21 protein-coding genes and 4 pseudogenes are annotated in these 18,373 nt (G+C 56.3%); 15 read left to right on the forward strand and 10 right to left on the reverse strand.

The features are described 5' to 3' along the window. Window positions 1–66: 66 nt before the first annotated feature. From V0Z78_RS18280 to V0Z78_RS18295, 5 genes and pseudogenes are all read left to right on the forward strand, one after another. Window positions 67–1,068, forward strand: a complete 1,002-nt coding sequence (locus V0Z78_RS18280) for a hypothetical protein (protein WP_336346110.1) — start codon at window positions 67–69, stop codon at window positions 1,066–1,068. A gap of 486 nt (window positions 1,069–1,554) precedes the next feature. Next, window positions 1,555–1,740 (forward strand): annotated as a pseudogene (locus V0Z78_RS19155) (helix-turn-helix transcriptional regulator); the annotation flags it as partial. A gap of 84 nt (window positions 1,741–1,824) precedes the next feature. After that, window positions 1,825–2,169: a helix-turn-helix transcriptional regulator gene (locus V0Z78_RS19160; protein WP_409338764.1), complete on the forward strand. Its 345-nt coding sequence runs from the start codon at window positions 1,825–1,827 to the stop codon at window positions 2,167–2,169. A gap of 272 nt (window positions 2,170–2,441) precedes the next feature. Further along, complete coding sequence (locus V0Z78_RS18290; RefSeq protein ID WP_336346112.1) at window positions 2,442–2,876, forward strand: hypothetical protein; 435 nt, start codon at window positions 2,442–2,444, stop codon at window positions 2,874–2,876. A 412-nt stretch (window positions 2,877–3,288) separates the two neighbouring features. Next, a complete protein-coding gene (locus V0Z78_RS18295) occupies window positions 3,289–3,744 on the forward strand; it encodes a hypothetical protein (RefSeq protein ID WP_336346113.1) in 456 nt (151 codons plus the stop codon). A 564-nt stretch (window positions 3,745–4,308) separates the two neighbouring features. Here the strand turns inward: V0Z78_RS18295 and V0Z78_RS18300 are convergent. The 4 genes from V0Z78_RS18300 to V0Z78_RS18315 form a co-directional block, all read right to left on the reverse strand. Then, window positions 4,309–5,157, reverse strand: coding sequence for a CHRD domain-containing protein (locus V0Z78_RS18300; protein WP_336346114.1), 849 nt, complete (start codon window positions 5,155–5,157; stop codon window positions 4,309–4,311). Window positions 5,158–5,280: 123 nt separating this feature from the next. Beyond that, on the reverse strand, window positions 5,281–5,505 hold the full coding sequence (locus V0Z78_RS18305; RefSeq protein ID WP_336346115.1) for a hypothetical protein: 225 nt from the start codon (window positions 5,503–5,505) through the stop codon (window positions 5,281–5,283). A 439-nt stretch (window positions 5,506–5,944) separates the two neighbouring features. Then, on the reverse strand, window positions 5,945–6,331 hold the full coding sequence (locus tag V0Z78_RS18310; RefSeq protein ID WP_336346116.1) for a PIN domain-containing protein: 387 nt from the start codon (window positions 6,329–6,331) through the stop codon (window positions 5,945–5,947). Between the two features lie 5 nt (window positions 6,332–6,336). Beyond that, the gene (locus V0Z78_RS18315; protein ID WP_336346117.1) at window positions 6,337–6,723 is read right to left on the reverse strand and encodes a FaeA/PapI family transcriptional regulator; all 387 of its coding nucleotides are present in this window, start codon (window positions 6,721–6,723) and stop codon (window positions 6,337–6,339) included. A gap of 184 nt (window positions 6,724–6,907) precedes the next feature. On the opposite strand from V0Z78_RS18315, the gene V0Z78_RS18320 reads away from it, so the two are divergent. From V0Z78_RS18320 to gvpJ, 5 genes are all read left to right on the forward strand, one after another. After that, window positions 6,908–7,366, forward strand: a complete 459-nt coding sequence (locus tag V0Z78_RS18320) for an SWIM zinc finger family protein (RefSeq protein ID WP_336346118.1) — start codon at window positions 6,908–6,910, stop codon at window positions 7,364–7,366. A 733-nt stretch (window positions 7,367–8,099) separates the two neighbouring features. After that, on the forward strand, window positions 8,100–8,912 hold the full coding sequence (locus V0Z78_RS18325; protein WP_336346119.1) for a hypothetical protein: 813 nt from the start codon (window positions 8,100–8,102) through the stop codon (window positions 8,910–8,912). A gap of 290 nt (window positions 8,913–9,202) precedes the next feature. Continuing rightward, window positions 9,203–9,586 (forward strand): DUF7522 family protein, encoded by a 384-nt coding sequence (locus V0Z78_RS18330; RefSeq protein ID WP_336346120.1) that lies wholly within the window; start codon window positions 9,203–9,205, stop codon window positions 9,584–9,586. Window positions 9,587–10,126: 540 nt separating this feature from the next. After that, window positions 10,127–10,432, forward strand: a complete 306-nt coding sequence (locus tag V0Z78_RS18335; RefSeq protein ID WP_336346121.1) for a hypothetical protein — start codon at window positions 10,127–10,129, stop codon at window positions 10,430–10,432. Between the two features lie 417 nt (window positions 10,433–10,849). After that, the gene (gene gvpJ / locus V0Z78_RS18340; RefSeq protein ID WP_336346122.1) at window positions 10,850–11,053 is read left to right on the forward strand and encodes a gas vesicle protein GvpJ; all 204 of its coding nucleotides are present in this window, start codon (window positions 10,850–10,852) and stop codon (window positions 11,051–11,053) included. A gap of 94 nt (window positions 11,054–11,147) precedes the next feature. Here the strand turns inward: gvpJ and V0Z78_RS19165 are convergent. The 3 genes and pseudogenes from V0Z78_RS19165 to V0Z78_RS18360 all read right to left on the reverse strand — a co-directional run bounded on the left by V0Z78_RS19165 (window position 11,148) and on the right by V0Z78_RS18360 (window position 13,603). Continuing rightward, window positions 11,148–11,570: pseudogene (locus V0Z78_RS19165) on the reverse strand (TRAM domain-containing protein). A gap of 129 nt (window positions 11,571–11,699) precedes the next feature. Then, complete coding sequence (locus tag V0Z78_RS18355) at window positions 11,700–12,680, reverse strand: hypothetical protein (RefSeq protein WP_336346125.1); 981 nt, start codon at window positions 12,678–12,680, stop codon at window positions 11,700–11,702. Between the two features lie 527 nt (window positions 12,681–13,207). Further along, window positions 13,208–13,603, reverse strand: coding sequence for a CopG family ribbon-helix-helix protein (locus V0Z78_RS18360; protein ID WP_336346126.1), 396 nt, complete (start codon window positions 13,601–13,603; stop codon window positions 13,208–13,210). Between the two features lie 106 nt (window positions 13,604–13,709). Here V0Z78_RS18360 and V0Z78_RS18365 point away from each other — a divergent pair, with 106 nt between their 5' ends. From V0Z78_RS18365 to V0Z78_RS18375, 3 genes are all read left to right on the forward strand, one after another. Further along, window positions 13,710–14,516 (forward strand): hypothetical protein, encoded by an 807-nt coding sequence (locus V0Z78_RS18365; protein WP_336346127.1) that lies wholly within the window; start codon window positions 13,710–13,712, stop codon window positions 14,514–14,516. 103 nt (window positions 14,517–14,619) lie between these two features. Then, window positions 14,620–15,096: a helix-turn-helix domain-containing protein gene (locus V0Z78_RS18370; RefSeq protein WP_336346128.1), complete on the forward strand. Its 477-nt coding sequence runs from the start codon at window positions 14,620–14,622 to the stop codon at window positions 15,094–15,096. Then, window positions 15,093–15,566 (forward strand): hypothetical protein, encoded by a 474-nt coding sequence (locus V0Z78_RS18375; protein ID WP_336346129.1) that lies wholly within the window; start codon window positions 15,093–15,095, stop codon window positions 15,564–15,566. The genes V0Z78_RS18370 and V0Z78_RS18375 overlap by 4 nt, the downstream gene beginning before the upstream one ends. A gap of 78 nt (window positions 15,567–15,644) precedes the next feature. On the opposite strand, the gene V0Z78_RS18380 is transcribed toward V0Z78_RS18375, so the two are convergent. From V0Z78_RS18380 to V0Z78_RS19170, 3 genes and pseudogenes are all read right to left on the reverse strand, one after another. Next, the gene (locus V0Z78_RS18380) at window positions 15,645–16,268 is read right to left on the reverse strand and encodes a universal stress protein (RefSeq protein ID WP_336346130.1); all 624 of its coding nucleotides are present in this window, start codon (window positions 16,266–16,268) and stop codon (window positions 15,645–15,647) included. A 218-nt stretch (window positions 16,269–16,486) separates the two neighbouring features. Beyond that, a pseudogene (locus V0Z78_RS18385) lies at window positions 16,487–16,943 on the reverse strand (universal stress protein). 42 nt (window positions 16,944–16,985) lie between these two features. Then, window positions 16,986–17,111 (reverse strand): annotated as a pseudogene (locus V0Z78_RS19170) (inorganic phosphate transporter); the annotation flags it as partial. 331 nt (window positions 17,112–17,442) lie between these two features. Here V0Z78_RS19170 and V0Z78_RS18390 point away from each other — a divergent pair. Both V0Z78_RS18390 and V0Z78_RS18395 read left to right on the forward strand, forming a co-directional pair. Continuing rightward, window positions 17,443–17,820 (forward strand): hypothetical protein, encoded by a 378-nt coding sequence (locus V0Z78_RS18390; RefSeq protein WP_336346131.1) that lies wholly within the window; start codon window positions 17,443–17,445, stop codon window positions 17,818–17,820. Window positions 17,821–17,972: 152 nt separating this feature from the next. Beyond that, the coding region (locus V0Z78_RS18395; RefSeq protein WP_336346132.1) for an inorganic phosphate transporter at window positions 17,973–18,373 on the forward strand (401 nt) is incomplete at its 3' end.

Below are 18,373 nucleotides of genomic sequence, written 5' to 3' on the forward strand. Positions count from 1 at the left end.
TAGTACCCCGCCGAGAACGAGAACAGCAAGGAGGGGGCGGCCGAGACGGCTCTCGAATACGAGGATGTGGAAAACCCGAAGGAAGCCGCCGCGGCGGCGCTCGAGACGGCGGTCTCGGAGATCGAGGCTGCCGGTGATGGTGTGTCGTCCTACGCGGCCGAGGCCAACGCTATCGACAGCTTTGCTCGCCGGATCGGCGAGCTCGTCGGTGTTCACGGCCTCGACGAACACCCGGTGTCACCGCTGGCCGGCTCACTGACCGATCACACGCTCTCCACTAAGACGGACATCAAGGGCGCTATCGAGGAGCACGCTGAGGGGTTCGCCAAGGGCGGCGACGGGGTCGACGACCCGCTAAACGCCTACCTCGAGAACCACGTCGTCGGGATCGAGGCTGTCCGTAGCACCGACGCCAAGAGTAGCACGCTCTACCGCTGGTGCTTCGAACACGCGGGCGTCGGCGAGTTCTTCATTGAGACCGGCGACGAGGCGATCAGCCACTACGACCCGTTCGCGCTCCGCGTGGCGATATTCGACGCCGTGGGGGTGTGGACCGCCGAACCGATCAAGTCGCTCCGAGATAGCACTGCGTGGGGTAACTGGATCGCCCCGTTCATCTCAGAACACTCCCGAGAAGTCGAGCCTAAGGGGCCGCGTACCGTCGCCGTGGAGGCCATCGCGAACCATATCGGGCGCGCTACCGCGTTCCCGACGGTCGAGGCCATGGTCGACCGCCACGGCGTGCGGATCGATGATGACCCCGAGGACGGCGACCCTACCGAGATCTGGGTGCCGTATTCGGACATCGCGCAGATCGCCGAGGACCATGGGATCAAACCGCGAGCGCTGCAGGTGGAGGTCGCCGCCCGCGATCTCACCGCCGAGGGCCGCGGGAACTCCGTGAGCGCGAACTCGACCGTGCGAAACGAGGAGGTGACCTACTGGGTCTTCGATCCCTCGATCGCCACACCACAGAGCTACGATCCGAACGCGGAGACGCCGACCGAACGGATCGACCGCCTGATGATAGAATCCATTTCAAAGACGTGTCCGTCCCCTCCTCGTTGAGGGGGTATTTCTTTTCCACCAGTCCCTTCTGGCGTACACTACCCAATCTCTATTTTCGAAGCAAGCGTGTGTCAGTTCATGACATCCCAGGAGCCCCACGAACAGATGATTGAGCGTGTCGTTCGGACTGTCGAGGCCAATACAAAAGGAAGTGGTCCGGACGCAATCGATGCCGCACATATTCGTGTCATCCTCTGTGCGAATTCGGGGTATCCAGTCAAGCAGGTCAATCAGGCGATCGCGACAGCGCTTGAACAAGGCCGACTCACAGAACATGAGGAGACGGATGGATACGTTGTCGCTCAGACACACAGCAGTGAGTCCCTCTAGGGAGCAATCTGCCGAGCGTTGGGGTTGCTAGTGGCGAGATCTCTCCCTTCGGCTATCGGATTCATGCGGAAGCGGTAATCCTGGCTCGAAACCGCTTCTCTCACTCCAAGACGAGATATAAAGCGATATTAGTGGCTGATCTTCTACTTCTCGGTAATGAGTTCAACCATAGAGCTGTCTTCTGCGGAGCAGCAAGCCTATGAGACCATCACTACTGCAGACGAATTGCATCAAAGCGAGCTCTGGAAACGCTTGGATGTCAGTAGCCGAAAAGGGAGCCGCCTCGCCCGATCGCTGGCAGAGTATGGACTCATCGAGCGCACACAATCCACTCACAACGGGCGTACTACGTATCTTCTCACACCCTCTGAAGACAAGGAGACTGCTGTTACCAGCGCTGACCCGGACCCACCGCAAACGGACGCAGTGGAGACTGAGGGTGATCTCACACCGCGCCAGCAACAGGCACTCGACCTCATCCGGGAAACTAAGGGCCTCTATCAAAGTGAATTGTGGAAGGAACTTGAGGTGAGTAGTCGCACTGGGACTCGGATTGCGACTGCACTCGAAGAGGAGGGAATGATCGAACGCGAGTCAGCCGTCTATAACGGCCATACGACGTATTTCCTCAAGCCCCGAACGCAAGATCTGGACTTTTCGTTACTTATGGCCGGTGATTTGTTCGTGCCGTTTGCTAGTGAGGAACAAGTGGATCCACAGAGTGATGCGTTCACGGATTGGCTGTTGCAGCTCTCTGCAGAGTCTCAGTGAAAGAGGAGGAGTAGTGTGAGCGCGTTGTACGCTTATTCACCGTTGCCTCAGTGCCGCACAGGTAACCGTAAATCTGATCAGCAGACTGAGGTTGCTGATGTTACGCAAGTGACTGAAGTGACGATCCGCAATCGTTATAAAGGGCAGCTCGAAGCACTTGGAGTCGATGAGATACAGTAACATTTCTATTTTTACCAGAATTCAAAACGTGAGTTTTTCCCTGAAGAACCTTCATCACTACTGTTTAGTCGATTCTACCCAGAAACATATCTATGACTAAACCGGTCTATTCCAGCGTCGATGAGTTTGACGAGGCAACTCGCTCATTGCTTGAGAACCACCTCTCTGACGACGAGATGGTACTTCTCGGAATTGTATGTACGAGGCGGCAATGGTGGACTCCGTGGTATTGGGGAGTGCCTCCCCGGAAACTCATTCTGACCGATCACCGGGTCATCGACTTCAAGAATGGCAAGTTCAGTACGCAGTTTATGGCGTTCAGTCTTGAAGAGATGAATCCTCCCGTGTGTGAATTTCTTCTCCGAGGCAATTATCTCACGCTTCAGGGACGCGATATCGACCGACGATACCGGGTCAAAGGGGATGCTGGACGCGAATTTGCGTTTGCGGTTCGCGATCAACTCAAACAACAGCGTCAGACGTCGGAGTCTTTCTGGCGTGATACATTCGGGTTTGACCATGGATGAGTTCTTGCCTGTAACCATCGTCGTGGGCACCAGATGACCCCGACCGACGGGAGTACCGTCCCACATATCCGGGTGTTTCCGACATTAACCCTGTCTCATAGATCACAAGACCTCTTCTTCTAGCGGTGGCAGTAGCATCGCAGACTTCCCAAGCACGTCTGCATTGATCCCGCCGTTTCACTGCACTACTGAGTTCTATCAAGACGGATTTGGGAATTGCTAAGAGAATGCGGGTAACGATACCGAATTACACGGTAGAATGGGATCCGCTCCACTGAGTACGTCAAGCCTCACAGCAGTCCTCGACCCGTCGAAGATCTCCAAGAGACTGTCGAACAGCAAGCCGAACAGATCGACCGGCTCGAAACAGAACTCGCTGAGCACAAGGACCATACCGGTCGAGGGTTCGCCGATGTGCGCGCGCGGATCACCGAAGCAGAAAATCGACAGACGCAACCCGATTCTGCGGATGCAACCCCAGGGGGTTGAAGACGAGGAAACAGGGACGCAGACATCCCAGACGCCACTTGAACGGATCTGTGCGCTCCCCGAGCACGTTGCTGATCGCGAACTCACTACCAACCAAGAACGCGCGCGCTTCATCGCACGAGACGTTTGTGATTACGCCGAGAAGGCCCCTGCTGGCCTGGTCATCGATAGCAGAGCGATCAAGCGAGTGATCACCGCCTCAGAAGGAAAGCGCCCGCACACACAGACGGTGGCTCGTGTCATGAACTTCCTTGAGGAGCTGGGGAAAGCGGACGTTCAGCAAACGAAACGTCGTGGGAAGAACCTCATCGTCGTCGATCCGGAGGCTGCAACAAGATACGCGACTCATCACGATCGTTGTGATGAGGAGAGTAAGTAGACCCACGCGAACGATGTGATATCGAACGGGTGACGCCTCACCACCGAGTATAGTCCGCGAAAGCGAACCGCGCAAGCAAGACCGTAGTAGCAGCAGGTGTGGAGAGAACTCTCCGGTTTTAGTAGTAGTATTATGAATGAAACCAAAGTCAGTGGTTCTTGGTTCGTGAGCGTATCACGGCACGGTGTGATTAGGCAGGTATCACCTTGTGCAACATTCGGCCATCCGCAAAAGAATCGATGTTGCACAAGGTTCACGGATCAAGCCGCGGCTCAAGTGCAAAATCGTGAGAAGGGGAGAGATCCCCCCACTCGAGCGCCGACGGCAGGTACTAAGTGCGAACGGCGCGATTCGTGATAACAATAGACAAAAAAAAGTAACGGCCGATCCGCCTCGATCAGCTCCTCGAGAAGCACATCGGTGGCTCACCTGAGCACCCATCAAAAACGTCCATCCATGAACTCATTTCCGCGAACTGTTATGTGAGTGGTCAGACTGATACGATCAAGATAGATGGAGCTGAGGTCCAGGCGAGTTGCGAAAAATGAGAGACGGACTCAGTTATCAGAACAGGGAACGGACGACCGAGAACGGTCTATTTAGCGAAGCTGAACTCCCGCCGGGTAGCGTTTCACAGGCCTCGCCGTCGTTGTCACCGTCGAGACCGTGGGGATCGCTCGTGTCCTGCTCGTAAACCTCCTGAGCTTCCTCCTGGGTGTCGAAGTCCTCACAGTCGAGGTCGTCGTCGCTGCCGCTACCACCATCGGAGTCGTCCTCGGTATCGGAGTCACCTCCGCCCTCCGAGTCATCGGACTCGTCTTCCTCGTCATCCGAGTCTTCGGACTCATCTTCGTCATCCGACGAGTCCTCGTCCTCCGGCGGCTCCTCCTCGGACCCTTCCTCGTCATCCTCGCCGTCCTCGGATCCGTCCCCTTCGGATTCCTCTTCCGGCATCTCGTCGGGCATGATCTGTCCGCGGATCTCGCCGTCGGGATGCTGCTCGGTATGGACGTTGACGTAGGCACCCTCGTCCTTGAGCATCTCGACGACCTCCTCTGCCGACGCGCCCTCGAGCGGGCCGACGAGGTCGTCCTCGGTGATCGTCCCCTCCGCGAGCGTGCCGTCGAAGCGCCCCTCGATGAGTTCGGGTTCCTCTCCCTCCTCCGGATAGAGCCACGCGACGACGGGGCCGTTCTCGCCCTCCTCGCCGAGGTGGACGTGCGCCTGCGTGACGTTACAGATGGACTCGACGTGGACCTCGTACGCCACCGTCATCTCGTCCTCGTTCGCCTCGAAGGTAGCGTGGCCGCTCGCGTCGGTTCCGACTGGTGGGACCTGTTGGTCACCAGTGAGGTCCGCTGAGTAGGACCGGACGTGATCGTGTTCGTCAGCCGCCGCGCTTCCAGTTGCCATCGTTCCGCCAACGAGAGCAGCTCCGGTCACACTGAGTACAGTTCGTCTCCTGTATGTTCTCTTGCTCATAGTGTACTCTCTGCCCCTCACCGCATCCCATGGGACATGCTATCAACAGCTGATCTATATTTCAATTTTGTTTACGGTTTTAGAATGTGTTTTCAGATAGGAAACGTATTTGACGAGATAGAGCTGATCGAAATCGCCGAGGTCTCGCACAAGGAGAATCAGGTGGTCCGTTCGCGGCTTGATGACACCGAGGCCGCACTCGCGGATGCATACCAGCAGCTCGAACACCACCGGAACGCCCTTCGCGAACTCATTGAGCGGACGGCGTGCGCGACTCACTGGACCCTCCTCACTTCGGGAACGAGGCGGTGCTCACTCGCTCCGCTCGCTGCGACCATCCTCCGGTCGGTGGATGCTTGCTCCGAACTGTCAAGAGATACCCCTGCCCGCCGGAGGTCGAGAATCGAGCTCCTTTATATACTAAACGAGACTTCGCCGCCCGTCTCGGAGGTACCCCTACGCTGTCTATCGGTTTCTACTTGTGATTATATTTACGTAATCAATGGTGGATTTCTACGGCCTTGTGCAACACCGGGCGCCTATGAAAGGCGATTATTGCACAAGGCTCGTCCCCGCTACGGCTCACTCCGTTCGGGATTTTCTGGACAAGTCGCTTCGTGCACCGCGATTTGATGGATCGCAAGCGCAAGCTGGCTACAGTATTCGCACTTGTAGGCTTCTCCCCCGCCGGCGAGCTCGACGGTTTCCCTACTCATATTCAGTACGTCGCGACGTCGAGGCCGTCGACCCGGCGGAACTCGTCGGCGTTGCGGGTGAGTACCCCTTCATCTCTGACGAGGGCCGTCGCGGCGATCAGGACGTCGACTACGCCGATGGGTTCACCGCGGTCGTAAAGATCGCGCTGGATCGTCGCCGCGCGGTGTGCGATGTCGTGGGTGAGCGGGACCACGTCGATCCGCTTGGCGACGTTCTCGAAGCGGCTCCGGTGGTTTGCGGCCGCTCCTCGAACCCCTACCTCTACCTCGAAAACGGTGAGCGCCGAAAACGCGACGGGGGTCCCGGTGTCGATCAGATCCTGAAGTGTTTCCGCTGCAGCAGGATCATCCCGAGCGAGCTTGTTGATGAGCGTTGAATCGAGAATCATCCGGCCTACGCCTCGCGCTCCGGAGCGTCGTCGCCGAGAATCTCGCGATCGAACTGATCGCGCACCTCCCGAGTACGCTTCTCGAAAGCGTCGGCCTCGTCCTTGTCGAGCATCCCGATGAGATCTTGGAGGGGCTCGGCGGTCGTCGGCTGATCCACACGCCACCAAACGACTACGGCACCACGCACGTTGTGGCGCTCGACCTCCCCCTCGTCAGCCAACTCGGTGAGCTTCAATCGGGCAGCCTCGCGGCTGCAGTTGAGGGCGTCGGCGACGTCGCCGGTAGCCATAATCGGCTCGTCGGCGTCCTCGAGCGCGGCAAGGACGCGCTCGCGTGTGATGGTCTCGACATACTGTCCCTCTTGGTTCCGTTTCCGATTATCCTGGCTCATAGCTATATCTACATCTGCCCGGCCTATAAGCCTATTGGCGCATAACCAAAGGGAAGCTTTATTACCTATTGGTACATGCCAATAGGTAGAGACAGACCCGCTCCTTGGGGCGTTCCGTTCCGGTATGAATGGGATGCCCGGGTGGTTGCAACACCCGAGCGGGGCTGTCTTGGACAGATCAGCCATGTGTACAAACGCACTGTCGGAACTTCAACCCGACGCAACGACGACGAAACGAGCACAGTACGAAGCCTTCGAGTTCGACCTCGAGGCGCCCGGTCTTATCCAGATCCGAAACGGCAGCTACAGCGACGAGGCGGACGAGCACACCCACCGTGTGACCGTCGAGAACGGCGTTCCGACGAGCTGCACCTGCAAAGCCGACGAGTACGGATCGGGCGCCTGCAAGCATCGCGTCGCGATCGCGATTCCTGAACCCGTCCTCGCGGCCGCGTCGGCGAGCAGGCCGGATGGGAAGCGCGCTCTCGCGGACGGCGGGGCGGTTGTCGACTCGAAACCCCAGGGAGAGAGCGCCGAGACCACCCATGCGCCGGGGTGCGATAGCCCGGAGTGTGAAGGCTACACCGCCGACGGCCGCCCGCTTCTCTCCTGGGAGTGCTGGGAGGTGTGGACGAGCGCATGAACGTCCACACGCTCGCGTTTTTCGCGGGGGCACGGCCCCTGACCCCCGAACGATGGATTTTTGCCATTTGATATCGTAGCGCAAACTGCTCCCAACCGGCAAACCTCCCCCAGGTGCCGGTGGAAACCCGACCGTCGTTAACTGGTTGGTCACGGAACGGGGACGGCCCCGTTCCAGCCATCCGCATAGAACACCTACGTTTTAGTGATACGTCAGCGCTCAGATCCACTATCCGTTAACTTATGTATCTAATTGAGTGTGTCCGGAATCGCTGGATAGCGTCGGGGCGTCGTACTTGGCGTTGGGGCTGAATTGCGATTCACTTGTGATTACAGTGAAGTGAATTATCGGCAGCGTTTTGGTATCACATACCAAATGATTATTTGGGGACTATCGAGCGCCAAAATAGAATGGATGAGCTCCACGGGGCCATAGTCCCCTTCCGCGGACGGGTTTTAGGTGCCTCGCCCCCGCAACTCTCATAATTAAACCTGAATTAATAATATTTTTGATGGGTTGCAGAGAGAGTATTTTATTATTAGCCATCGGCAGTACATGGAAACCGTGGACAGGAAATCAGCGGCGCAATGCAGCAGAAGGCAACAGTAATTTCGTTTCTACGCCCTTGTGTCATCTTATTTGTATTTTCACATATATTTATCGTTCGTCGAGACGTACTCTCAGTGCTATGGTACCAACCAACAGGCATTCCACTGGGGTGAACCGTCGAACAGTGCTGAAAGTGCTCGGCACAGGTGTGGTTGCTGGTTCCGTATTCAGTGGCTCCGCCGCCGCGGCCGGCGACTCGCGGTTTGAGACACTGGAGGGGGAAGGCCGAGACGTGACTGGCGATGGGGAGATCGATCTCCAGACAACTGCGCAGGTCTGTAGGAACGGCACCCCCCGCTATCTCGGCATCTGGATGAGCGAAGCAGCATTTGACCTCATCACGTCGAACGAAGCCGAGGGCGACCACCAACATCCCGAGGGCGGCGTGAGCTACAACCTCGAACTCCCCGAGCTCGAAGGGGTTCCGTACATCTACGCCGGTATTGACTGGGGACCGCAGGGCCATCCCCCGACCCCGTGGCAGTTCCCACACTTCGACCTCCACTTCTACCTGGAGGAGCAGGAGACCATCGCTGGCATCGAGGGCGGCATCGCAGAATACGAGATCCCTGACGAGCGCATCCCTGAAGGCTACGTTACCGCCGAAGCTCTCGGGGCGCCCCGCGAGGTCGTTCCGATGATGGGTGAACACCTCCTCGATCCGACAACGCCGGAGCTGGGAGGTGAACAGTTCACGCACACGCTCATCTGGGGCTCCTACGATGTCGATGACGACGGTCTGGGCGACTCGATCTTTACCGAACCGATGGTGACTAGCGACTTTATGGCGAACCTCGATGGGGAGGTAGTGGCTCCTGTCGCACTTCCGGCGGAAGTCCCGCAATCGGGGTACTACCCAACCGAATATTCCATTCAGCACTCCGCGGACGAAGGTCACCTCGTTACAATCCAAAACTTCGTGTGGCGCGACGCCTGAATCACCGATCGGAACGGCGATTCCAACACATCGGTAGAATCAGGCGCTCATCTGAAGAAATAGCACACTTCGGTGGTTGACAGAACTGGCGTGCTGAATAGAGGGCACGTATTCTTCACTGAAGCTTTCCAGAGGGGGTTGGTAATTTGAGTCCGTGACATGAGGGCGCTCGAATGTCTCAATATCTCTGACGGCAGTATAGGATCGCTGGAGAAGGACTGTGTGGAGATAGATCATGAGTTCTTTCCACCACTACGACTATATCGTTAGATGAAGTGCCATATGTTACCATGAGTGACGACGGACTTGAGTCAGCATTCACGGATGAGTTAATTAGTGTGTGCCGGACGGGTGTTGGAGACGAACTCCGAAGTATCACGTATTTCACCGACGACACAGTCGAGCAAGTCTACCTTCGGTCTGATCTGGATCGGACAGCTGATCTCGTTGGATTCGCTGAACTGGAACGGGTTGGATTCCAGGCAGATGAAATGTATCGAAATACGCAACTCGGTGAATATCAAGCGACGGTTCGGATGTTCGAATATGGCTATCTTACACGCGTCATTTACGATCGCTGTGGTGTCTGGGTAACGACTGACTCAATGTCGATAGATCGGTTCGAAGAACTCTTCGCTGCTCTCAAACCAACCCTCGCAGAACATGCAGCTTGACCCGATGACGAAACAGACCATGTACCCCTGACTTGAGCAGGCGCGGATTCGCATGAAGAGATAACCCCGAGATGGAGGCACCGTAAAGAGGTCGTAGGCAGTGAAGCAGGCCGCGGACAATCACAACTGGACATACGTAGACGGCGTCGTAGACGGGTTCTGTGGACACGGATACTGTCGCGGCGGCGAGCGATACTTCGTTACCTCTTCCGAATCGTGCCAGACGCAGGGTGACTTCGAGGGTACTATGCACCCCGATAAGAAGGGGCAGCAAGTGTACGCTGACCGGATCGCTGCTGCCCTACGAGACGAAGTCTTTCATCCATCGCCAAAGGTTCGTGACCACAGATCACGGAGTGACGACGGAGACGAAAGCGATCGACGGTCGCGGACTCGTCACCGCGATGAGGAGCGCGACGATCGAGAGTCGAGGGACCGTCAACGGACGGGGGCTCGGCGACGGGGTAAGGGAGCGAGTGGCCGAGCCAAAGGTCGTCATGGCAACGTTCACGACCACCGTAAGCAGCGCCGGTGAGATCGATGCTCAAGACGCGACATGTTGAAAAAGGCGACTGGCGGACGCTTGAGTGGTTCTGGAATGCAAGCGGAACAGCCTTCTTTCGACAACCGGCCGATGCACAGATCAAGGTTCGGTATGGATTCGGTTTCTTCGGCACTAACGGGCAAGAACAAACGCTCGACGGATCTAACTACAAGAAATTGGTGGTTGGTGGGACATCTATCACCCGAGATCGGATGCAAATTAAAGTCCCACGGAATACCGATATTAGGTACGAGGTTCACGGTGGTGGGGTCTCGTTCGATGTCCCGGAGATTCCGTTCTGAGTATTGATTCCGATAGTTACATCCCGTCGATGGATCCGAAATATCTCGCCCACTGGTGTGCGTTTGTCTGTCCTCACGAACAAACCGTCCGATGAGCGATTTACCCAGTACCCTCCTCTGAAACCCGTGCTGAGATTTGAGGCATTCGTCTCCGTTTCGACTGAATACAGCCGAAACCATAGCTTTCAGTCAGACGCTTGGCTTGCACTTTGGGACTTTGTGCAACACTAGTAGCTCAAAAAGGGCAGCTGTTGCACAAGGTAGTTAGTTCTGCCCACAGGTGAGTGTAATTGTACGGTAGTCTTCTCGGGCTCTGGATGGTCGCCAAGAGCGGGTGGAGGGGCACTTACTATAGTTTGTTACACTCTGATAATGGTTTAAGAGATAGCACGTGATGGTGTCACTCAGGATGGTACAATGAGTGCAGCTAGACCAAGTACGGCGAGCCTTGTAGAAGTGGTTGACCGGATTCTGAATAAGGGAGTTGTGGTCGATCTTTGGGCTCGCCTTTCGGTCGCGGGGATTGAAATCATCACTGTTGAGGTTCGTCTCACTGGTGGTTCCGTCGAGACGTTTCTCCACTACGCGAGAACGGTCACGGAACTCGACATTGCTGAGTAGTGGTAGCTCTCGAGGTCTGTGTCGTTATGTCGGTATTCGCTAAACTCGATGCTGAAGAGATTCAACTGCTTGCCAGGACAGGGTGATGGATGCGTTATTTAGTATCCGCTTGGTTCGCCGACGTCACTGTCCCATGAGCGAAATTCTCAGAGACGTTCGTGATGTCAATCGTGACCTCGTCGCCGACCTCGGTGTTCGGAACGATGATAACGTAGCCGCGTTCAACCTTGGCGATTCCATCTCCCTGTTGTCCGATCGCCTCAATTCCGACCACGCGGACGTCGCCCATCTGAACCGGCGGTTTCGGATCGGCCTATGGCTGGCCGAATTCGTTCTTTGCTGTCAACGTAGAGATCAGTGCGACTTTGTACGTCTCACCATGCTGTAAATCTCCCTGGTGGAGTTCACGACTGGGGATCTCAATAACGTATGAGTCGTTCTGTTCCTCGAGTTCGGTTTCGAATTCACCAGCAAGCTCGTCGAGGGTCTGATCAACGAGATCGGAGTGGTCGTGAATGATGCGAAACCGCTCCTCGATTGAAGCCTCTGGTGGCGTCTCTGCATCCGTCATATGAGCTCCATTTTCACGGTCTGCTACGAGTAGTTGCTCGAAGGAAGCGTCCGACCGTCGATCTCAGTCGTCAGTTTAGTAGTGGTAGACGTCGTCTCGCTGCTCGCCGCTGATGTCGTTGTTGCTCGTCGTGACCGAACCGGCGCCGGTCGTGACCGAGATGCCGTCGCGTACGTCGCCGTGCAGATCCATCGAGCAGTCCTCGATGCTGACCGACTCGGCGCCGCTCATCACGCGGATGGCTTCGGTCTGGTTGATCGACATGTCGACGTGGATGTCGTCGATCTCGATGTCGCCGCCGTCACAGCGAACCGGACGCTGGCCGTCGAAGCCCGAGATGTCCTCGTCGTACTCGAACGTCGCTCCCTGAAGCGAACAGTTGTCGCCGTCCAGACGGACGCCAGCGACGTTGCAGTTCTCGAAGTGACCGCCTTCGACGTGGACTTCGCCCTCGCTGTTCGAACAGTAGAGCCCGTTGTCGGGGAACGGACCGATGTGACAGTCCCGGATCGTGACCTCTCCCGTGTGGTTGTCGCTGACGAACATCCCCGTGCCGCCGTAGCCACTGCTCGAGTTTTCGCCGCCGTCGGGCAGGTTGACGTTCGAGACGGTACCGCTGCCATCGCTCGTGTGGAGACCCACCAGCATCGGGCCCTTGCCGGCGGTATCGTGCTCGCCTTCAACGGTGATGTCGCTCACTTCGAGGTTGTCGGCCGCATGGCACTCGAAGACGCGACCGCCCGCGCCGTCGGTGCTGAGATCGATGTTGAAGTTCTTGACGGTGAGGTCGTCGATCGGGTCCTCCGAGATACCCAGTTTGAACACGTAGCCGGTTGTCGGGCCGATCTTGACCGTCGCGCCGTTGCCGTCCAGCGTGAGATCGTCGAGACCGGTGACCCGTATCGTGTCGTCTACCTCGTAGACGGTATCGGAGTCGAGATTGACCGTCCCCCCACTCTCGATCTCGTTTTCGAGCTCCGCTTCCTCGTCGACGTCAGCCGCACCGACGGCCGAGCCGACTACCGGCGCCGCGGCGACCCCCGCGATCGCACTCAAATAACTTCTGCGGTTAATACTACGATTATCTCTGTCAGACTTCTGCATCATTACGTTGGAACGACATCGACCCTGACGTGTAGTGCTTCTGTATTCGAGACCGGCTTTAGAGGACATCATACGGATTATACGTATCGAATCAACGGGATTGGTGCCGGCGTTTAGAACGGATCAGAACGTCGTTCTATTCCCAAAATTTCACACCTCATTGACAGAAAGTGTCTAGTCAAGGAGCGAGCAGTTCGGTGGGTTTGGTTATCGAGCGGTCCGCCTTGTGCAACAGTCATCTTCCGTGAAAGACCATATTGCACAAGGCTCTGTCTAACTAAGATCTACCCGGATTGCTCTACAGGACTCCGGCAAAGACTGATTCTGGTGGTAGGTCTGGGCCGAGTTCTTGGGTTTCAGGGTTTCTATTGCGGGTCGTTCAGTCAATTCTTCTTCCGGTAGCTGCTCTATCGGTCGTCGCTCGATCAGTAGGAGCGAAAACGAGTGCGCGATCGAGCCACTTCGACGAAGAAGGCAGCTCATTCGACGCTGTCCCGAATCACCATCACCTTCACCCGACGTACGCCGTCGAAATCACGCAGACGGTACGTCAGCTCACGGACCCGCTCGGCGGCCCCTCGGCAGAACAGCGATTCGAGGCACCATTCACCCTGATGGGTGTGGCTCGTATTGAGAATGACGTCCTGATACTCGTGTTGGGCGCTGTGGAGCTCCTGGATAACATCGTGATGCCGATAATCGAAGCCGACGAGCGCGATGATCTCGCCGGTCGTATCTTCGAGGCGAGAATGGGTTTCGATGAACTCCAACATCGCTTCCCTCACTGCCCGTGACCGATTTTCGATTCCTTCGTCCTGCCACACCCGGTCGAACTCCTCCACGACCTCATCGGGAATACTGAAACTCGTGCGCATTGATCTCGACTGACGCGTGCAGCTACAAGAGGTTCGTTATGACGAACTCCCCGAATCAGTATTAACAACCCCTAAAGTCGCCGTTTGCTGAGTACTGAGTGAGGCGATGTTTCCAAACGAAATGGTTGGTCCGCTTGTAGGCGCGGTCGTACTCGGTGCCATTCACGGTATCGAACCGGGCCATGGCTGGCCAGTCGCCGCCTCGTACGCTCTCGATCAAACCAACAAGTGGGTGTACGGGTTCGCGGCGAGTCTCATCATCGGCATCGGCCATCTCGTCAGCAGTATTGCGATGGTAGGGGTGTTCTTCTACGCAAAGGAGTACTTCAACCTCACACAGATCAACGAGCCGATTCACCTCGTCTGGAACGTGTTCCTCGGAGGGCCAGTCAGCGTGGTCGCTGGTGTCCTGCTCATCGCACTTGGAATCCGCGAGTACCGACACGGCCATTCACACGGTACTCACAGTAACGGCCACGACCATGGACACGATTCCGACAATCATCATAGTCACGACCACGGACACTCACATGATCACGACGACGGGGGACTCATTTCCCGTCTGAAAGGGGTTATCCCGTTCGTCGGTGGGCGCTCACACTCACACGAAGAGCCCGATGATGCCGCCGACCGTGGCCTCCTCGGAATCGCATGGTTCGCGTTCCTCCTTGGATTCGCGCACGAAGAGGAGTTCGAGATTATCGCGCTGTGTGCTGGGTCGAACTACTGCCTTGAACTGATGAGCGCGTATGCTATCACTGTCATCGTCGGTATCATCGGACTGACAATGCTATTGATCGCGGGGTACGAGCATTCCGAGGAGACGGTCGAGCAGTACACACCGTACCTCCCAGCGTTGTCCGCCACTGTCCTCATCATCATGGGAATCGGCTTCGTCCTCGGCGTGTTCTAACTCGCTTGAACTGAACTATTCGTAGAGCAACCTACTCCAGACACCAGCTATCCATGGAAACCATTATGCATATTCAGATTCTACGTATATACAATATATTCACATGAGCGTCATCAACGAATCATCAGTCTCCCGAAAACGATTACAAGACGTCTTCGAGCAATTAGCGAATGACCGCAAGCTCGAAATCCTGAGCTACGCTGCTGGTCACGGTGAATTTGCAGTCACCGATCTCAAAGACGATCTTGGGCTTCCGCATACAACAGCCCACCAATACTGTCGCGAACTCCAAATGGCTGGTTTACTCTCCCGAGAACAAGGCAAGCCAGCAACATACACTGCTGTCGAGTTCGATCTCCATCTCTCATTGGGAACGATCGCAGATGCCGTTCAATCCGAATCCGAGACAATCGACTATGCGATCGAGCGATACGGTGAGGACATTATTGAGGAGGTTCTCGATGTGTGGGAAGAAGTTGACGCAGCCGAACTCACGTATCGTGAAGCCAGTGCCACCATTGGGATGGAGCACGCTGACTTTCTCCGGGTTGCTGCAGAACTCGAGTTGCTTGACGGATGAGTACGATCCTCCTTGATACGAACGCCATTATCATGTATGGGCAGAGTGTGCGTGGTCGCGTCGAACGCGCGGTCGACCAGGGACGGACACTGGTTCTTCCACAATCTGTCAAACACGAACTTGTAGACGATGTGCTTGATTCATCGACTGCACCTGAGAACCACCGCGCTTCTGCGCAAACCATTCAAGCACTGGTTGATGAGGGATATCTGATCATTCGCACACCGAACTTCGAGCAGTATAGTGCTGTGGTAGACGAAGCACGGCGCCGGATTGCTGACGAGAATCTGCCTGAACACGATGTCAAAGCTGACCAGTACATTCCGGCGATCGTCTGTGAACTCGCACAGACCGAGACCGTCTACGTTGCTACGGCCGATCGGAAACTTCGCACAACGATCCAAGACATCTCCCTAAAAGAAGGCGTCAGTGACCGTGTGATGGTCCGAAATCCGCTGGATGTACTCTAAGACGACGAGCCAGAGAGCAGTGAATAGGAACTACATGTAACCTGTTCGAAAATGGAGTTCAACAGAGCCACTGACAGATCAGTTGGACGTTCCAGCCGGGAGGAGGACTTCCAAACACCCAGGACAGAACTCTAATCGAGTGTGGAGGGTGACAGCACAGTCGGGACACCACCAAAACGTCGGTGGGGGCTCCTCCCTCATCGTTGTATTCGATTCTCCGTGGTCCTGCGTGTGGTTCTCTCTGAGAGAACTTCCTGGTTCGGTAGTAATTGGTTCGGGGACACTCGTCACCGGGACTGATGATTGTCCGGAGACGAGATCGGAAAGACTGCCGAGGAGCAGGCGAGCCAGTCCAGAACGACCGTGGGTTCCCATCACGATCCTCTCGATATCGTTCTCTTCAGCATATGCAAGAATCTGACGTGCAGGTTTCCCAGAAGCAGTCGCTGTCGTAATCTCGATCCCAGATGTCTCAGCATAGGTCCGTGCGGTTCTCAAGACGGTCTCAGCGGTGTGTTCGGCCGCATCACGCTGCTCGTCACAGTCGGTAGCGAGTACTCGCTGACGCATATTATCCGCGTCGACTATGTCAAGGATATGGAGAACAGTGATGTCTGCGGTGCTGAACCGGGACAGAGCGTACTCCAGTGCAGCGATAGCTGGTCCCGAGTCATCGATCGCGACTAACACCCGCTTCGCCATGTGATGTGTTATATCTCCACAATAAGAAGGAATTGGCATGCCCTTGCATGGTCTACAAGGCATTTTAACGCAGGCACTCGTCTGAAGAAATAGCATACTCGTAGATGGCTTCGGATCATCGAGGTAGCAGTACAATCAACCGTGTCGAAATTCTCGATGACTGATGGGAGTCGTGTGCTGAATACAGGGCGCGTATTTAGCAGGTGTCGATAGACGGATCACTTCAGCTTCCACCGGCCCAGTTTGTCTCGTCGAACGACTGTCACTGGAACCGGCGATCGACAAAAGACCTTTCTCAGCGACGTTCCCAACGAACAGGCGGTCCGCGACGGTTCCGCCGTGACTACCGATGACGACTGTATCGTAGTTATCGGCACGGCTGAGGATCGCACGAACGGGGTGGCCTACTGCGACTTCTGTATCGAGTTCCACGTCACTATCAGCGTCTGCAGTGAGTTCGCGCGCACGGTCGAACACCGACTGTGCGAGTTCCTCTGCTGCTTCTTCGATATTGTCGGCGAGTGCGACGCCTGTTGCCTTCCCCTACATCGGTGACGGCTCACCAACGACGTGCAGGACGGTTATCTCAGTGTTCGGATGGACCTCAAGAGCATACTCAAGCGCTCGTTCGCTCATCTCCGAACCGTCCATTGGTACGAGAATGCGTGAAATCATCTGTACTTTACACTGACAAGGCGAATAAACACAGTGGGGTCGTCAGACGAACGGAAAGACGACGAAGAACCCGTAGGCGAGGCCGGTCGACATTGACGGTCCAATAATCCACATCGAGACGTACTTTATAACGGTCCCTGGATTGAAGAGGTCGCCCGCGTTCAGCATCCTACTGGGTGACAAATGTAGAAGTGGCAGCTGGGCGCGGGAAACGCGGCTCTGGAATTATTAACCATCTTCCACGTCGCCACCGCCGACCAGCTGTCCACTTGAGAATTGGCTGGCGACCAGCGAAAACCCATACCGCTGAAGCCGATCTGAGGGTGTCAGGACCAGTCCAGCACTTCATCTAACCCAAAGGATTTCTCCTCAGCCTCCTTGAAAACAATCAACAATATGCTGTCACACACGAACCCACTTAGGAGACACAAGTGGAGCCAGATCCCCCGTGTTCAAACCCGGAATCGCCAGCACCTGTTTCCAGGGAGGTCTCCCATCCATGAATCCACGTCACGTTGACGCCATTGTCGATCTCACGTATGGGGTGTTGATCTTTGTCTCCATCTTGTCGATTATCTTGATAGGGACCGAAATCGGTCTCGCCTTCGGATTCGGAGTGCTAATTTCCTACGCGGTTCACGTCACCTGGAAGATGGCGCGCTTCGATCCGGACTGGATGACCACAGCAGTCGAAGAAGCTGTCGGAGAAACAGTCGAAAGGACGGTTGAGGAGACCGTAACGGAGCAGATCGGTACACTTCAAGACCAGGTCGAGACCGTCAATCAGCGTGTCGAGCGTCGCCCGCGCGAAGACGAGATCGAGGAGATGATCGAAGAGACAGCCAAGGGCGACGGACAAGGCCGGTCAGACAGGTGATTCTGCCTCCTCAGGATACCCGAGCGTGTCACGAGTTGCAACTGGGCAGCATTCACTGTCAATCCGTAGCGTACGGCACAGGTAATGCTTCGACGAAGGACGGCACAACACCTATGGATCTATCCACATGATACGTATGCGAATCTATTGTTATGGTTACCGTGTTGCTTCTTGTAGGCGTCCTCGTCGCTATCTTCGTCGGGTACAACGTCGGCGGCGCGACGACGGGGCCGGCGTTCGGCCCAGCAGTCGGCGCCGACGCCATCTCGAAGTCGTGGGCAGCCGCCCTGATGACCGTCTTCTTCTTCGTCGGCGCGTGGACGATCGGCCGTCGGGTTGTCGACACACTCGGGACCGAACTGGTCCACGATCCCGGCGTCTTCACGCTGGAAGCCAGCATCGGGGTCCTCTTTTTCATCGGGCTGGCGCTGTTTGTCGGGAACTTCTTCGGCGTCCCCGCCTCGACATCGATGACGGCCGTCGGCGCGATCGCGGGACTCGGCCTCGCGGGCGAGGAACTGAACTGGGCAGTGATGGGTGAAATCGCCATCTG

This window comes from Halalkalicoccus sp. CG83 (assembly GCF_037081715.1).
GTDB classification, from domain to species: domain Archaea; phylum Halobacteriota; class Halobacteria; order Halobacteriales; family Halalkalicoccaceae; genus Halalkalicoccus; species Halalkalicoccus ordinarius.

Coding starts and splice junctions, on each gene's coding strand:
- V0Z78_RS18290 (WP_336346112.1), top strand. CDS start 2,442: ATGACTAAACCGGTCTATTCCAGCGTCGATGAGTTTGACGAGGCAACT.
- V0Z78_RS18295 (WP_336346113.1), top strand. CDS start 3,289: ATGTGCGCGCGCGGATCACCGAAGCAGAAAATCGACAGACGCAACCCG.
- V0Z78_RS18300 (WP_336346114.1), bottom strand. CDS start 5,157: ATGGCAACTGGAAGCGCGGCGGCTGACGAACACGATCACGTCCGGTCC.
- V0Z78_RS18310 (WP_336346116.1), bottom strand. CDS start 6,331: ATGATTCTCGATTCAACGCTCATCAACAAGCTCGCTCGGGATGATCCT.
- V0Z78_RS18315 (WP_336346117.1), bottom strand. CDS start 6,723: ATGAGCCAGGATAATCGGAAACGGAACCAAGAGGGACAGTATGTCGAG.
- V0Z78_RS18320 (WP_336346118.1), top strand. CDS start 6,908: ATGTGTACAAACGCACTGTCGGAACTTCAACCCGACGCAACGACGACG.
- V0Z78_RS18330 (WP_336346120.1), top strand. CDS start 9,203: ATGAGTGACGACGGACTTGAGTCAGCATTCACGGATGAGTTAATTAGT.
- V0Z78_RS18335 (WP_336346121.1), top strand. CDS start 10,127: ATGCTCAAGACGCGACATGTTGAAAAAGGCGACTGGCGGACGCTTGAG.
- gvpJ (WP_336346122.1), top strand. CDS start 10,850: ATGAGTGCAGCTAGACCAAGTACGGCGAGCCTTGTAGAAGTGGTTGAC.
- V0Z78_RS18360 (WP_336346126.1), bottom strand. CDS start 13,603: ATGCGCACGAGTTTCAGTATTCCCGATGAGGTCGTGGAGGAGTTCGAC.
- V0Z78_RS18365 (WP_336346127.1), top strand. CDS start 13,710: ATGTTTCCAAACGAAATGGTTGGTCCGCTTGTAGGCGCGGTCGTACTC.
- V0Z78_RS18370 (WP_336346128.1), top strand. CDS start 14,620: ATGAGCGTCATCAACGAATCATCAGTCTCCCGAAAACGATTACAAGAC.
- V0Z78_RS18375 (WP_336346129.1), top strand. CDS start 15,093: ATGAGTACGATCCTCCTTGATACGAACGCCATTATCATGTATGGGCAG.
- V0Z78_RS18380 (WP_336346130.1), bottom strand. CDS start 16,268: ATGGCGAAGCGGGTGTTAGTCGCGATCGATGACTCGGGACCAGCTATC.
- V0Z78_RS18390 (WP_336346131.1), top strand. CDS start 17,443: ATGAATCCACGTCACGTTGACGCCATTGTCGATCTCACGTATGGGGTG.